Here is a 15,451-nt window from a genome sequence, read left to right on the forward strand (position 1 = left end):
CGCCGCCAGCGAACAGCGTCACGCAGGCCGACACAAGTACGGGTTTTGAAGCAGACGGCCCCACGTCGGAAACGAATGCCGCAATGACCGTTGCGCGCAGCGGTTTCAGCAAGGCACCCGGCCGCCGCCCATCATGCACCAGCGCTGCGTCTCCTGTGGCGGGGGCGCATACGGCAGTCCGGTCCTCGGGTCGATGTGGTCATACTGCCCCATGGGGTGTCGAGCCCGCCACGCAGCCTGCTCCGCATACTGTTGCTCGATCGCGGCGTGCTCTCGTGCCAGATCCGCCTTCTGCGCGTCGTCCACTTTCTTCGTCATCGTCACGAGCCGCGCGAACTTCGGATCGCGAACATCCTGCAGCGGTGGAAACGGCGGCAAAGGCGGCATGATCAGCACCGGGCCGTTGTATTTCGGTATCGGCAATTTCGACGGTCGGCCAAAGTTCGCCGCCATATCCATTTCCCACAACGTAGCGCTCATGCCGAGTACATGTTCGTAGTCGCGATTGACGACCGCCAGCGTGACCGGCCCCGACGGCGCCGGCAATGGCTGCAGCGACGGTGGAAGCGTCTGTCGAGCGTCCGGATAGATGATGCGGGCATACACGATGGCAGCGGCGGAGTACTGCTGGAGGACCGCCTCGTACGCATCCAGTATCTGCGCTCGACCATAGCCGCCAGGATTTTCGAACATCGGCTTGTATGCCAACACCTTCTGGCTATACAACGCATTCGCATTCCGCTGCTCCGCGACAGCCTGTTGTTGAGGATCGGCCGGCGCGGACGCCGACAGCGGCGCACACCCCGACAACACGCTGGCGGCGAGCAATAGCGCGGCCGTCGCGCCAACAGCCGACGCGCATCGACGCGACCGGTCGGCGGTCGCCCGGTTGACCCGGGCGAACAAAGCAGTGGCTTTCTTGAGGGTTCTTGTCTGCATGGCAGGGCGTCCGGAAGGCGTGGTCATCTTGAGCTGGGTCCTGATCGCGACTGCGAACGCGACGCGTCGCAGTCGAAAGGAAAGCGGCACGAAGCCGTTACTGGGGCGGCACCTCAACCTGGCGCACGTCGCACGACGATGCCCCGATCGACGAACGACGCCAGCAACCCCGTGTACGTAGGACATGCGCCGGTCGCATGCTGTGCGAGCACATCGTCGATTTCGGCCGAGTCGTTGCGCACGCATTCGTACTGCCGCGCCGTGGATGGATGCAGCGGTGCGAACGCGCCGCACAAATGCACGTACGCAACGACTTCCTCGAACATTCGCGTATTGATCTCGAGGGCGACCATCATTTCCGAGCTATATCCGCATTCCGAATCCACCTTTGCTGCATAGGCCCGCATGTCATAGGCGGGCAGCCAGGGCGGCTCCAACCCGTTCAGGCTACGGGCGATCTCATCGATACTGGCTGTCCATGTCATCGTGAAATTCCTGCCCAGGCCACACTCGGCGCCCCTGCACCGCTTGGCATCCGGTTCACACCGTGACGACGCTAGAAGAACGATATGATGAATGTATACTAGTCGATCTACTTTGACTAGAATTGCGATCAGTAAAGCCGAGGCAATCGGCGCACGCACAACGATCGCCGTGTTTCTACTTCTCGATATATTTTCCGATCCTAATAGTTGGGAAATGAACACGTTTCATAAAAGTGCTATTCGGCGGTTGACACACGCCCGTCATGCCGGCGACAGGCAAATACATGTGCGCCGTACCTTGAAGTGGTGTGCGCTATCCGCCGGCGTCCTGCTGATCGGCCTGAGCGCGTGCAAGCGCGCCATGCCGCCCGCCAACCCGACGGCGGACCCCGCATCCGCGGTGTCGTTGCCGGCCGTCCATGTGCCGGAAACGACCCCTGCATCGCCGCTGCAAACGCTGCTGGGCGTATTCGGCGCGGCGAAGCCGGCAACCTGGCCGGCGTTCGACAACCTGCCCGGTGTGCACTGGAGCGACGCGAAGCCGCTCGGCAATCCGGACGGCCATTCCCCCGAGGCCGCGCACTACCGTAGCGGCAGCACGCTGCTCACCGGCTTCGGCGACGTGGATGTGCCGGACGGCAAGGTCGGCGAGGACGCCGGCATCAAAACGGACAACGAAGGCCACGTCGGCGTCGTCCTCAACGGCAACGCGACCACCGTCCTGTCGATCGCGCTGCGCAAGTTCTACCCGAGCGACGACACGCAGGACATCCTGCTGCGCCAGCTCGGCCGCCGCGCCACGGTCAAGCGCATCGCCGGCCGGTGCGCGCTCGACTACGGCACCACCGCGCCCAACACACAAAACAACGTGTTCTTCCGGGTCACCATCGCCAACGCCGCCGTGCCGGTTTTTGCGGAAACCTACGTCGATGAAGAGGGCGGCAATCAGGGCCCGGGGGCGACGAGCTTCGTGTTCTACCGCACCCGGCCGGACCAACGTATCGCGAGCATGAAGTGCAGGGGCGCCGACGCGTGAGCAGGCGCGCTTGGGCGTCAGGGCACTCGCACGCGCCGTGCATGCCGGCGCCTGCTTGCCGCCGCAAAGGCGGCCGAAGCAGCGAGTTTCGGGCGCATCGCCGCCCATCCGGACTGCTGATCGAATGGAAGACATCGGCTTGACGCCATCACCACACGGGGGAAGCACCATCATGAATTCCACACGCCTGCGCCTGACCTTCCTGGGGCTCATGCTGGGTCTCGGCTGGCACCACGCCGCGACTGCGGCCGGCTGCGAGGCCAATTTCAAGCGTGAAGCCGACACCGGCGCCGGCACACGCTTCTCGACGTTCGCCACGGTGCCGGGCCTGGACGCACGCAACGCCATCGCGCAACTCAAGCAGATCGCCGCGGGCGACGGCTTCCTGATCGGCGACGAGCACTACACCGGTTCGGCCGGCCAGCTGACGATCCAGCAACAGCAAAGTGACCGCGCCCGCGGATTCGCCATTACGCTGACGGCCAATCAGGACACGAAAACCCTTTCCGTGGCGACGACGTTGCCCCCAGGCATGCAGGCAGCACCCGAAGCCATCCGGGGCGGCATGTGCGGCATGCTCGGCCGCGTCGACATGAGCCGCGGCGCAGCGAGCACCGGCGAGGCGGCCACGGCGCCCGCCTCGTCCGGCGACGCCTTTCCGGGCGCGCCCGCCTTTACCACCTGCACGTACAACTTCCGCCCCGCGCTGGATGGCGTCACCGGCCGCCACTACACCACCTGGTTGCCGATCAAGGCGCTGAACCCGGCGGACGCGGCCGCCCGGCTGACACAAGCGGCCACCGCGGCAAACCTGAGCGTGACGTCGAACGAACGGCACGGCACGCTGACCGAAGTCACGATCGTCCAGCCGCTTCCGGACCAGGGCGAGAAGCGCGCGTTCCCGATCCGCTTCATGCTGGAGGAGTCGCTGGGCGTGATCTCCGTGGTCGCGCGACTCAACCCGAAGCAGGAGATGGACGACGACACGCTGCGCAAGGAAATCTGCTCGCTCGTCTCGGCCGCCACCGCGGCGCCGCCGGGCGAATCGAAAGAGCCGCCGGCGCTGCCCCGCGAGCGGAAGCTGGAACGCTGGCACGCCGGCATCGACTGGCTGATCAACCGCGCCGTGGTGGCCGGCAAGTCCCTCGTGATCGTGCCCGCCATCAATCTCGACAGAAAATACACCGGCGACGAAGCCGTCAACGAGAAGAAATGGGCGTTCCGTACCGACGTGACCGCCACCACCATCTGGCAAAACAAGGCCAACGCCCGTGACGTGATACGCGTGGGGCCGGACGAACCCTTCAACGAAGTGGGGCTGCACGGCTATGTCTCGACCTTCGTGGCGGGCAACGCGCAGTACTTCGTCTACATCGTCAATCCGGGTACCTACACGGTCGCCGGCAACACCTACGAGACGACCGCCAACGCAATGTCGCAGCTCGGCACCCAGCAGAAGCCGGGGCGTTCGCCGCTGGGGCAGATCGCCTTGCTGCCCAAGAAGAACACCGACTTCATCCAGTCGCAGGAATGGTTCAACGCGCAGTTTCGTGAGCGTGAAGTCACGGATACCTACTGCTCGTCGGTCTTCGTCCAGAGCGGCGGCTGCGCATTCTGGGCGACGGAGAAGAGAACGGTATCGGAGATGACCGAGCCCGCGGGATGGAAGACCGTCACCCGGGAGAAGTCCGTCGACGGGCTGGCGGTCTCGACCCGGCTCAAGCGCGAGTTCGCTTCGTTCAGCGTCGCGCCGGGCGAAGCCATCGTGATTGACGGGCTGTACCCCACGCCGCCCAACGCGGACTACGACAAGCAAGCCTGCGAGATCGTCAGCGGCCAGATCCAGTGCGACCTGACGCGCTATACCCTCACGCGTATCCCGGCCGACATGGCGCACATACAGGGGCTCGCATCCGACCCGGGGTTCTACCCGCGCGCCACGCGCATCCTGTCCAACGCCAGGTATCGCCCGCTCAAGCTCCTGGGCAAGCCGGGCGAACTTCGCTCGGTGTACGGTCAGGACTATTCGCTCGGCGTGCGGTGAGCGCACGCCCGGACCATCGCCATGTCCGCCCAAAACCTGAAGCGCGGCTTCACCCAGGCTTCGAACAACCGAATCGGCACGGAAACCAGCATGAAACGCACCCTCCAGCACGCCGCCTGCGTCGCCCTGCTCTTCACCGCGGCTTCCGCACATGCAATCGACTGCCAAAAGGCCAGCAGCCGCGTCGAGCACACGATCTGTGCCGATGAAAAACTCAAGGCCGCCGATGCGGAAATGGGCAGAGCCTATACGGCCGTCATGCAGCAGGCGGGCAACGATAGCGAATTGCGCGCGATGCTGGTCCGCAGTCAGAAACGCTGGCTCGCGGCGCGTGACAAGCGTTTCGCGGATCCGGTCGATTTTCCCGGCGCACCGAATGCCAAGGCCCTGCGCGCGAGCCTGCTGCAGGCGATCCGCCAGCGCACCGAGACCTTGAGTGAACGCGGCAAGGCCGCGCCGCGCCTGCTTGAAACGGCCCTTGCGCAGCGCACCTTTCTGACGCAATTCACGGGTGGCCCGTTCGCCGGATTCGAGACCCGATGCGACTTCCTGCCCCATGACGGTCAACTGAGCTACGGATGCTTCAGCGAACGCCGCTATCAAAACCAGGACAGGATCTGCACCCTGCAGGACGATTGGGCGAGCGGTGGTTACTACGAGACGCGCCTGGTCGGCAACGTCGTCCAGGGCAGGCTCGAAACCGTTGCGGCGTGCGGCGACGGCTCAGAAGGCGGCAGCCCGTGTCCGGATCCGGATGCGGACGAGCCGCGCAAGGCGGCCGCCGGCTGGAATCTCCATCCCGGCCGCCCGGCCTTGACGCCAACGGCCCTACCCAAGCTGGATGCCGAAGCCGAACTGGGCACGGAAGACACCGGCTGGCTACGCGCCTGCCTGACCGACAGCCGCTACCCTCGCGCGGCACGCTGAGAACCGCGTGCGTCGGGCGCACCAGCGATGTTCATTCCCACGCAGGCATGAAGACATGCACGATTCTGCCGGTGCGAAGCCTCCTCGCACATGAACCGAACCAGTCCGCTCGCGTTGTCCATCGGGAGTGCGAATCGCTTTCCTTACCGACCATCATCACCCGCCACAAGGATTCAGCATGACGCCGCCCCCGCGCAGCACTCCCGAACTTTCAGCCCGGCGCACCGACAGCAGGTTCGTCACGCGGGGGATCGTCGTGGCGGCATTGAGTGTCTGCCTCCCGTTTGGCAGCGTGTACGGACAGCCTGCGGACGCGGTCACGCCGGACCCCGCGGGCGAATCGCCTATCGAATCCCCGGCGCCAGCCAACCTGAGCACGACGCAAGCGCTGCAACGCATGCTGGCGCTGATTCAGGCAAGCGGCCAGGTTACCGACATCACGCCCGACACGGTACACCGCATCTTCGGCGTGCAGACCACCGCGATTGGCAACGGTCAGTTCGGCTATGGTCAACGCTTGCCGGGCAACTGGGCGTTCAGTATCCAGCGCGTGACGGTCGGAGATACCGGTCCGCGCGTGGATCTGATATTTGATCCGATTCCCGGGACGCAGGTTTCTCCGCTGACGACGTGTGAACCCACCTTCGCTCAATTCACGGCGGCACTGGAGTCGATGGGGTTCAGTCGCCGCACCCATTACGGCGAACATGGCCGGCGGAGCTTCGATGCGTTCGAGCGGCCACGCATGGATATCAGGGTCTACCCAGTCAGGGCGTTCTCCGACAACGGCGAGCCGCTGGGCCCGGCCTGCGTGAAGGCGGTACTGATGCGATAGGGCAAACCGCATGCCGTGCGCCGGCCGGATCACCCGAAAAACCATCGCAGTTCATTGATCCTGGAATCGCGGCGGTGCGCTCGGCCAATACCTGTCAGGCTTTCCTCTGCGCCCCCTCAAACGGAACATCGTTCCGCGAGCAAACCGGCGCTTATGGTCAATTCGACGCTCGGTGATAAGCCGCGATATATCGTGCCTGTCCAAGGATGTTTCCATGCATCTGATAGGCAACGACCGCCGGACTCGACGTCGGTTTCACGTCGACACGCGGAATGGACAACGCGGATACCGTCACGATATATCGATGAGATTCGCCCTGCGGCGGACATGGCCCACCGTACCGGGATTCGCCAAAATCCGTCAGCGTTTCGAGCGCGCCCACCGGCATGAGCCGCACATCGCCTGATGCCCCTTTCCGAATCGACGTTTCCGAAGGCGGGATATCGACGACCACCCAATGCGTCCAGCCGAGCCCCCCGGTCGGGGCATCGGGATCGTACATTGTGACGACGATGCTTCTGGTACCAGCCGGAACGTGTGCCCACGAGATGCGAGGCGAGACGTTGTCGCCACGACATCCAAATCCGTTGTACACCTGAGTATTCGTGAACTGACCGTCATGATCGAGATCGTCAACCGTGACAGTCAGCGGTTCAGCCAAAGCAACTGCGGGCACGGCTGCGCAAAGTACCGTGGAGAAAAGACTCGATCGCAGAAAAATACCCCATCTCATGGCGAGATCCTGAGAGAAGTTCGGTGTGATGTTTCGCCCAACCGGATTGACACGCGATATGCCGTGCATGCTCCGGTCGTCGACGCGGATTCAAGGCTCGCGCTTCAACCATGAGTCGCAACCATGACGTGCTCACCCTGGTGCTTGTGCGACAGCCTGCGCGACACATCCTAGGATCATCGTGAATTCGGCAGAAGGTCGGCGGACAACATCATCATGTTGCGTGAAACAGAACAATCCGCGACCGTATGCCGGAGCGGCTCGTCGCGCTTGCGGCATGCCATGGGCGCGCACTCGATCCGCAAGATCGATCCCCCGACCGGGCAGGCAGATTGCTCCTTGCATCGATTCCCGATCATCGCCCCCCGGAGACAACGATGCCGAACGACCTCAACCCGCCGCCGCCCCAGCGCCAGCGTCTCGGCGAATGGATGGCCCGCGAGGAAGCGCACATGGCCGCGTTCCGCGAAATATTCGCGGCGGAAGCCCGCGCGCATGCCGGCGACCGGCTGCGCACGCCGGCCGTGCAGGAACTCGCGCGGCTGTTCGACGACCACGCGGTGCTACGCATGACGCTGGTCCGCGCGATCGAGGAGGCGGTCGAATCGGGCCGCCGGCTCGGCTATACGTCGATCGACGGGTTGATGACCGTCCTGGATCACCTGATGACCTACACGCCGCCGTTCAGCGACGCGAGCCTGATCGTGTGCCCGATCAATGCCTTTCTCGACTGGCCGATGTGCATGCCGTCGGGCCATGCGCTGTTTCGCGACGCCGCCGTCAACGCGCATCTGCAGAACGTGCTGAACGTATGGTGCGGCTTCCTGGGCGGCCCGCATTCGCGCGCGCATCTCGACACGTCGGCGCCCGACGGCTGGTTCTGCGACGCGGCGAGCAAGCGCATCGGGCTATCGCAGTTCCAGTATCGCGACGACCAGCCGCACGGCGGCTTCACGTCATGGAACGACTTCTTCACGCGGCGCTTTCGCGACGACGCGCGCCCGGTCGCGGCGCCCGACGATCCGCACGTGATCGTCAGCGCGTGCGAGGCCGCGCCGTACCACATCGAATCGAACGTGAAGCTGCGCGACCGGTTCTGGATCAAGGCGCAGCCGTATTCGCTGCGCGACATCTTCACGCCGGCCCGGCTGTCGCTCGCCGAGCGCTTCGTCGGCGGCGACCTGTACCAGGCCTATCTCAGCGCGTACAACTACCATCGCTGGCACGCGCCGGTGCGCGGGGTCGTCACGCATGCGTACCGGGTCCACGGCACCTACTATTCGATCGTCGAGGCGGAAGGCCCCGACCCGGCCGGGCTGAACGACTCCCAGGGGTACACGACGGCGGTCGCGACGCGCGCCGTGGTCGCGATCGCCTGCGACGATCCCGGCATCGGCACCGTGGCCGCCGTGTTCGTCGGCATGGGCGACGTGTCGTCCTGCGTGATCGACGTCGTGCCGGGCCAGCGCGTCGACAAGGGCGACGAGATCGGCTATTTCCAGTTCGGCGGCTCGACCTGTTGCCTGCTGTTCGAAGCCGGTGTGATCGACCGGTTCGTGTATGCGCCGCCGTTCGACCACGACACCGCCGTCGTGAACGTCAATTCGCCGGTCGCGATCGCACGGTGAGTCGCACGTGCGTCGGGCTCGCAGGCTCGACGCACGCCGGCTGTCGGTGCAATGTTTTCAACGGTTTGTAATGGCGCGGAACGCGGGCGGTGCGTCGGTCAGCGTGACACGACGCATGGCGCGGCCGCTACGGGTTCACGCCGCCCGAGGCGCGAGGGAATCGATCAGCGCGCCGTTGAAGGCCGGCAGGTCGTCCGGCTTGCGGCTGGTGATGAACGGGCCGTCGCGTACGACCTCCTGGTCGACCCACTTGCCGCCCGCATGACGGATGTCGTCCTGCAGGCTCGGCCAGCTCGTCATCGTGCGGCCTTCCACGAGGCCGGCGGACACGAGCAGCCAGCCGCCATGGCAGATCGCCGCGATCGGCTTGCCGGCCCCGACGGCCGCCGTCACGAACTCGCGCGCGGCCGGCACCATCCGGATCGCGTCGCCGTTCACGACGCCGCCGGGCAGCACGACCGCGTCGTAATCGCCCTCGCGCGCGTCGTCGAACGTGCGGTCGACCTTCACGCGCGCGCCCTTGTCGACGTGCCTGAAGCCCTGGATCTCGCCACCCTTCTCCGAAATCACGTCGACCTGCGCGCCTTCCGCCGCGAGCGCGCGCTGCGGTTCGACGAGTTCGGCTTCCTCGAAGCCGTCGACCGCGAGGATCGCCACCTTGCAATGAACCAGCCTTCCGCTCATGAAGCCCTCCGTCAGTGACGCGGCACACGTCGTGCCGCGCCGGTTTCGCAGCAAGCGGCGTGCCGTTTCCGCCCACGGGACGCGCGCGCCATCCGGGCACGATTGCGCGGCGGGCGGGCGGCTGATCGCGTTCGACAAGGATCCGAGGGAGATCGAGACGGCGCAGGGCATCGAGGATGCGCGCCCGGCACGCGGATTTCCCGCGTGCAAGGGCCGATGCCGTCCGGGCGGCGACCGCCGCCTGCGAACCGTGAGACGCCGTCGCGCACCGCGCTACTGCAGGTGACTCGCCGCGTCCAGCATCGCGTCGGTCACTTCGATCGTGAGCGTCAGGCTCTCATCGGTATCGGGCACACGGTCGAGCATCGCCTGCACCGTGTCATGCAAAATCGCATGCACGCGCATCCGCGTGCCGTCGTCGAGCGCCGCATACCGCTCCATCGTGTCGCTGTCGAGCGCGAGTTCGACCGCATGCCGCGCGTATTCGGGCGGCGCATCGGCCGTCAGCGCCCAGGACGAATGGAACTTGATCCTGCCCGTCGCGACGTCGACATGGACCGTCGTATCGAGACCGTCCGCCTCGAACGCGTCGCCGTCGATCTCGTCGATGTCGTCGATCTCTTCGTTCTCCCGCCGGTTCCGGGAATTCGAATGCATGATGCCCTCCTGTGTGATGGCGGCGTGCCCGTCCCGGGAAACCTCGCCGCCTTCGTCGGCACGGCGCCGTCAATAGCCGCTGGAACCCGCGCTGCCCGCCCCGCCGGCGCCTCCGCCGCCCGTGCCCGTCGAGCCGGGCGAGCTGCCGTTGCCGGCGCCGGTGCCGCTGCCGCCCGCCCCCGCGCCGTTGGGGCCGCCCGGCTTCACATGGCCGGCCGATCCGCTGTGCGAACGCGAGCCTTGTGTCGCACCCTGCCGCTGCACGGGTGCAGGCGGAGGCGGTGCGACCGTATTGCCGTTGGTGCCCGGCGTCGACATGTCCATCGACGGATTCGGCGCGCCGGTGCCCTCGTCCGGGCGCTGCGAGTTCTGCGCCCATGCGGCCGGCGCGGCCGCGATGATCGCGACAGCCGCGCACGCCAGCACGCGCGGCGCGACACACTTCGATTCGGATGCGGATTTCATGAAGTTTTCTCCCTGATAGAGACCACGTGATGGAAATTCCTGCCCCTTCCTTTCAGCAAGGCCCATGCCGCCGTCGGCATGCGTGCTGGCTTTCATGTCGACATCGGTGCTCGCACGCGGGATCTCCGCAGCGCCGCCGGTAAGCGGGCACCCCATCCGCAGCGTCGGCGTTGACGCGTTCACGTTTCAGCGCCCAGCCGCGCGCGCATCGACGCGGTGATGCGCTGCCGCGCGTGCGCATAGCCTTCCCACGGATCGCGTTTCAACGCATCGAGGCGTTCACGCAGCGTGTCGATCGTCCATTGCGCACCGCCCGTCGTGTCGGGCACCTCGTCCCAGTCGAGCGGCACCGATACGCCCATGCCGGGCCGCGCGCGCACCGAATACGCGGCGATCGTGCTCGCGCCGCGGCCGTTGCGCAGGTAGTCGACGAAGATCTTGCCGCGCCGGTGGCGCGGCCCCATCGTCGCGGTGAAACGGTCGGGCAGCGCGCCCGCGACGTGCTGCGCCACCGCGCGCGAGAAATCCTTCACGTCGTCCCAGCCCGCATGCCGCGTAAGCGGCACGACGACGTGCAGCCCCTTGCCGCCGCTCGTCTTGCAGAACGACGCGAGGCCCAGCTCGTCGAGCAGCCCGCGCACGAGCTGCGCGGCGTCGATCATCGCGCGCCACGGCAGCGCCGGATCGGGATCGAGGTCGAATACGATGCGGTCCGGCCGCTCGATGTTCGACGCGTGCGCGTTCCACGTGTGCAGCTCGACCGTGCCCATCTGCGCGGCGCCGAGCAGCGCATCGACGCTGTCGATCGACAGCAGCGGCCCGTGGCCGGGATCGAGCCCTTCGTGCTGCGTGACGAACGGGATCTCGCGGCGCTCGGCATGCTTCTGGAAGAACAGTTCGCCGGCGATGTCACCCGGTGCGCGCACGAGCGACACGGGCCGGCCCTTCAGGTCCGGCAGCAGCCACGGCGCGACCCATTGCCAGTAGTGCGCGAGGTCGATCTTGCGCGTGCCGCTTTGCGGATCGAGCACCCGATCGGGATGCGTGATGCGCACGCGGCCGACACGATCGTCGGCGGCCGCGCGCTGCGTGTCGCCGGCAGACGCGGACGCTCGCGCGCCGTGCTTTTGGCCGTGCGCCGTATCGGGTTGCGGGGCATGCGAGGATGCGTCGTGCGCCGCGCGGGTTTCGTTCATCGTCGCCTCCGTTTCGGTTGGCCGCGGCACTTCGCGGACGATCTGCCGCGCCGGCTTGTCTTCGCGCAGCGCGATGAACGCCGCCTGCCGCACGATGCCGTCGCTCGTCCATTCCGCGAATTCGCATTCGGCGACGAGCGTCGGCTCGACCCAGTGGACGCGCGTGCGGGACCGTTCGCGCGGCGGCGGATCGAACGGCGTCGTGCCGCGTTCGTGCCGGCGCAGCGTCGCCGCGAGCCGGTCGAGCAGACGTGTGTCGAACCCCGTGCCGACCCGGCCGACATAGCGCAACGGCGGTTTGCCGCGTGGTTGCTTGCCGCCCGCGGCCGGTTCGTACACGCCGAGCAGCAGCGCGCCGAAGCCATGCCGGCTGCCCGACGGCTCGGTATAGCCGCCGATCACGAACTCCTGGCGCCGCCGGCATTTCAGCTTGATCCACGCGGACGAGCGGCCGCCGCGATAGCGTGAATCCGCGCGCTTGCCGATCAATCCTTCGAGCCCCGTATCGCACGCGCTCGCGATCAGCGACGCGACGTCGTCGCCGAGATCGAGCGAGTAGCGCAGCCGCGCGGGATCGCTGCCGGCGAGCAACGGTTCGAGCAGCGCGCGCCGCGCGGTGAGCGGCGCATCGCGCAGGTCGTATCCGTCGACGAAGGGCAGGTCGAACACGAACAGCGTCACCGCGTCCGAACGGCCCGCGCCGAGCGCGTTCTGCAGTGCCTGGAAATCGGGCAGCCCGTGCTCGCCGAGGACGACGGCCTCGCCGTCGAGCCACGCGTTCTCGACCTCGAGCGCCGCGAGCGCGTCGCGCTGCACGCGCAGCTTCGCGGTCCAGTCGCGACCTTCGCGCGTCATCAGCGTGACGTGCCGGCGCGCACCGCCGCCCGCGATCCGGGCCAGGATCCGGTATCCGTCGAATTTCACTTCGTAGCGCCAATCATCGTGCGCGGGCGGGGCATCGACGAGCGTCGCGAGTTGCGGCGTCACGCGCTCGGGCAACGCAGCGCGCACCGCGCCTTCCACCTGCGACGGATCGATCGCCGTCGTGCGCGCCCCGCCGTCAGGCGGCGGATGGGCAGGCGCCGTGCGCGACGCCCGGGTCCGGCCGTCATGCACGCTGCCCGGCTGCTGCGCGACGACATCGAAGCTGGCCGCATCGCGCGCGTCGTCGTCGCGTTCCTTGATCAGCAGCCATTGCTCCTGGCGTCCTTGCTGCCGCCCGCTGCGCACCAGCGCCCAGCCGCCGTGCAGCTTCGTGCCGTCGAGCCGGAACGTCAGCTTGCCCGCACGATAACCGTCGCGTGCCCGGGCAATGCCGCCGTCGGGTGTCCACGTGCCCTCGTCCCACACGGTGACCGAGCCCGCGCCGTAATGGCCGGCCGGGATCTCGCCTTCGAACGACGCATATTCGAGCGGATGATCCTCGACGTGCACGGCTAGTCGTTTCACCGACGGGTCGACGCTCGGCCCTTTCGGCACCGCCCATGACTTCAGCGTGCCGTCGAGTTCGAGACGGAAGTCGTAGTGCAGCCGCCGGGCGTGATGCTCCTGGATCACGAAGCGCAGCGGCCGGGCCGTGCGCGCGGACGGTCGCGTTTTATGCGCGTCGTGCGCCTTGTGCGGCTGATGCGCCTTCTGCACGCTCGCGTCCGCATCCGCGCGCACGCGCCGTCGCCCGTGCGCCCCCTCGGGTTCCGGCGTCGCATCGAAGCGGCGCTTGCGGCGATAGGGTTCGAGCTTGCCGGCCATCGCGTCACCCTCCTTCCCGCGCCGTCACGCAGCGTGCTTGCGGCGCACGGCGGTCTTCTTCGCCGCGTGCGTGCCGGTCGCGCCGTGCTTCGCGGCCGCGCGCTTCGCCGGCGTCTTTGCCGGTGCCTTCGCCGTGCCTTTCGCGGACGTCTTCGCCGCCGGCTTGCGCCGCGCGCCCGTCGATGGCGAAGGCGCACGGTCTTCCTCGTCGTCGTCCGCGCGCGCGGCACGCGCACCACCGCCGCCCTTCAGGCTGCGCTTGAGCAGCTCGGTGAGATCGACCACGTTGGTCGCCGTGCGCGCCGTCTGCGCGGGCCGGTCCTCGATTTCCTCGATGCGGCCCGCGCGCACCTTGCGCTCGACCAGCTCGAGGATGTCGTCGCGGAACGTGTCGTGATACTCGTCGGGCGTCCAGGAGCCCGACATGTCGTCGATCAGCTTCTTCGCCATCGCGAGTTCGCGCGCACTGACGCCCGCGCGCTTCGCGTCGTCGGCCGGCACCGACAGTTCGTCCAGCGGCCGCAGTTCCTCCTGCCAGCGCAGCGTATCGAGCGCGAGCAGCGGCCCGACCGGAATCAGCGCGCCGAGATGCTGGCGGTCGCGCATCACGACGTGCGCGATGCCGATCTTGCCGCTGTCCTTCAGCGCGTCGCGCAGCAGCGCATAGACCTTCTCGCCCTTGCGGTCCGGCACGAGGTAGTACGGCGTGTCGAGATACAGGAACGACACGGCATCCTCGTCGACGAACGTGACGATGTCGACGGTCTGCGTCGACTCGGGGTTCGCCGCGCGGATCTCGTCGTCGGTCAGCACGACATAGCGCTCCTTCTCGTACTCGTAGCCGCGCACGATGTCCTCGCGCGTGACTTCCTTGCCGGTGCGCTTGTTGACCTGCCGATAGCCGACCGGGTCCATCGAGCGCTTGTCGAGCAGCCGGAACGACGGCTTCACGGTGCGCGTGGCCGGGAACAGCTGCACGGGCACGTGAACGAGCCCGAAGCTGATCGCGCCTTTCCAGATCATGCGTGTCATCGATGTCCTCCTAGCGGCGTCCGTCGCCGCACGCAGCCGTCACGGCTTTCGGCAACGGCTGCGCCGCACGATGCTGACGTGGCCGTTGCGCTCCAGGATCGCCGCGTCGACGTCCGACAGGTCGTCCGCGCCGAGCGCCTGGCGCACGCTCTCATGGACGTCCGTCGGCGTGATCAGCGCCGCGCGCATCTGCGCGTCGTCGAAGCGGCCGTTGCGATATACCTCGCGCTCCGCGCCGACCAGCAGCCGTTCGAGCCGGCGCGAGCGCACGCAGGCCCAGCCGATCACGCGATGCAGCAGCGCGATCGCGAACGACGCGGCCACCGTCGCGACGAACGGCGACGCGCCGACCACCGCGCGGCTCAGGATCGCGCCGAGCAGGATGCCGACCACGTAGTCGAACGGCGAACGCTGGCCGAACGCGCGCCGCCCGGCGATGCGGATCAGCACCAGCGCGATCGCGAACACGACGATCGCCCGCAGCACCATCTGCCCGGGGCCGAGCATCCGGCCCTGTCCGAACAGCGCGACGACGACGTCCATGATCGCGTGGCGCTAGGCCGGCAGCTCGGCGGCCTGCTGCTCGCGTGCCCAGACGCGATGGCGGCCGAGGTGGTCGGACAGGTCGTTCAGGACTGCGTCGAGATCGACGGCCTGCCCGACGCACACGCCTTCGGCCGGGTCCGGCAAGTGGGCGGCGCTCAGCAATTGCCGCCCCGACCCGACGGCCGCGATCGGCTTCAGGTGCTTGAACGCTTCGCGCACGAAATGCCGCGCGTCGGCGCTGTGCGCGAGGTCGCGGCCGTCGCCGTCGCCGCCGCACACGAACACCGCGTCGAACATCACCGACGGCATGCCGGCCAGCGTCGCCTGCGGCACGATGCTGCCGATCGGCGCCAGCGTCGGCGCGACGATCGTCGGCACCGCGTGCGCGGCCAGCAGCGCATCGCGCACCTGCTGGACGAGCGCCTCGCTCGTGCCGGCGGTCGCGATCAGCGCGATCTTGCGCGACCGGATGCCGGGCTTCGCGCGGCCGATCAG

The 15,451-nt window shown here is 67.3% G+C and carries 15 protein-coding genes; 5 read left to right on the top strand and 10 right to left on the bottom strand.

The window, feature by feature from the left end; translation table 11 throughout:
- Positions 1-105: 105 nt before the first annotated feature.
- Complete coding sequence (locus G3N98_RS26090) at positions 106-966, bottom strand: hypothetical protein (RefSeq protein WP_206149601.1); 861 nt, start codon at positions 964-966, stop codon at positions 106-108.
- 86 nt (positions 967-1,052) lie between these two features.
- Complete coding sequence (locus tag G3N98_RS26095) at positions 1,053-1,295, bottom strand: hypothetical protein (RefSeq protein ID WP_206149602.1); 243 nt, start codon at positions 1,293-1,295, stop codon at positions 1,053-1,055.
- Between the two features lie 241 nt (positions 1,296-1,536).
- Between G3N98_RS26095 and G3N98_RS26100 the strand changes: the two genes are divergently transcribed.
- The 4 genes from G3N98_RS26100 to G3N98_RS26115 all read left to right on the top strand — a co-directional run bounded on the left by G3N98_RS26100 (position 1,537) and on the right by G3N98_RS26115 (position 6,266).
- Positions 1,537-2,460 (top strand): hypothetical protein, encoded by a 924-nt coding sequence (locus G3N98_RS26100; RefSeq protein WP_206149603.1) that lies wholly within the window; start codon positions 1,537-1,539, stop codon positions 2,458-2,460.
- 172 nt (positions 2,461-2,632) lie between these two features.
- Positions 2,633-4,504 carry a hypothetical protein gene (locus tag G3N98_RS26105; protein WP_206149605.1) on the top strand — a complete coding sequence of 624 codons (1,872 nt, stop codon included), beginning with the start codon at positions 2,633-2,635 and terminating at the stop codon, positions 4,502-4,504.
- 21 nt (positions 4,505-4,525) lie between these two features.
- Complete coding sequence (locus tag G3N98_RS26110) at positions 4,526-5,431, top strand: lysozyme inhibitor LprI family protein (RefSeq protein ID WP_089459865.1); 906 nt, start codon at positions 4,526-4,528, stop codon at positions 5,429-5,431.
- A 178-nt stretch (positions 5,432-5,609) separates the two neighbouring features.
- Entirely contained in the window at positions 5,610-6,266 is a 657-nt protein-coding gene (locus G3N98_RS26115) for a hypothetical protein (protein WP_206149606.1), read from the top strand.
- Between the two features lie 157 nt (positions 6,267-6,423).
- Here the strand turns inward: G3N98_RS26115 and G3N98_RS26120 are convergent, their stop codons facing one another.
- A complete protein-coding gene (locus tag G3N98_RS26120) occupies positions 6,424-6,999 on the bottom strand; it encodes a YbhB/YbcL family Raf kinase inhibitor-like protein (RefSeq protein WP_206149608.1) in 576 nt (191 codons plus the stop codon).
- 377 nt (positions 7,000-7,376) lie between these two features.
- Between G3N98_RS26120 and G3N98_RS26125 the strand changes: the two genes are divergently transcribed.
- Complete coding sequence (locus G3N98_RS26125) at positions 7,377-8,627, top strand: phosphatidylserine decarboxylase family protein (protein WP_206149609.1); 1,251 nt, start codon at positions 7,377-7,379, stop codon at positions 8,625-8,627.
- A 135-nt stretch (positions 8,628-8,762) separates the two neighbouring features.
- Here G3N98_RS26125 and G3N98_RS26130 read toward each other — a convergent pair whose 3' ends face one another.
- The 7 genes from G3N98_RS26130 to G3N98_RS26160 form a co-directional block, all read right to left on the bottom strand.
- Complete coding sequence (locus G3N98_RS26130) at positions 8,763-9,311, bottom strand: type 1 glutamine amidotransferase domain-containing protein (RefSeq protein WP_206149611.1); 549 nt, start codon at positions 9,309-9,311, stop codon at positions 8,763-8,765.
- Positions 9,312-9,584: 273 nt separating this feature from the next.
- Positions 9,585-9,968: a DUF3022 domain-containing protein gene (locus G3N98_RS26135; RefSeq protein ID WP_206149612.1), complete on the bottom strand. Its 384-nt coding sequence runs from the start codon at positions 9,966-9,968 to the stop codon at positions 9,585-9,587.
- Between the two features lie 69 nt (positions 9,969-10,037).
- Entirely contained in the window at positions 10,038-10,433 is a 396-nt protein-coding gene (locus tag G3N98_RS26140; protein ID WP_206149613.1) for a hypothetical protein, read from the bottom strand.
- 179 nt (positions 10,434-10,612) lie between these two features.
- Positions 10,613-13,378: a DNA ligase D gene (ligD, locus tag G3N98_RS26145; RefSeq protein ID WP_206149614.1), complete on the bottom strand. Its 2,766-nt coding sequence runs from the start codon at positions 13,376-13,378 to the stop codon at positions 10,613-10,615.
- A 24-nt stretch (positions 13,379-13,402) separates the two neighbouring features.
- Positions 13,403-14,410: a Ku protein gene (locus tag G3N98_RS26150; protein ID WP_241026086.1), complete on the bottom strand. Its 1,008-nt coding sequence runs from the start codon at positions 14,408-14,410 to the stop codon at positions 13,403-13,405.
- 39 nt (positions 14,411-14,449) lie between these two features.
- Positions 14,450-14,953 carry a YetF domain-containing protein gene (locus G3N98_RS26155; RefSeq protein ID WP_206149615.1) on the bottom strand — a complete coding sequence of 168 codons (504 nt, stop codon included), beginning with the start codon at positions 14,951-14,953 and terminating at the stop codon, positions 14,450-14,452.
- Positions 14,954-14,965: 12 nt separating this feature from the next.
- Positions 14,966-15,451 (bottom strand): DJ-1/PfpI family protein (locus G3N98_RS26160; RefSeq protein WP_206149616.1); only part of this gene is annotated, 486 nt, incomplete at its 5' end.

Source organism: Burkholderia sp. Tr-20390 (genome assembly GCF_017104595.1).
Taxonomy (GTDB): Bacteria; Pseudomonadota; Gammaproteobacteria; order Burkholderiales; family Burkholderiaceae; genus Burkholderia.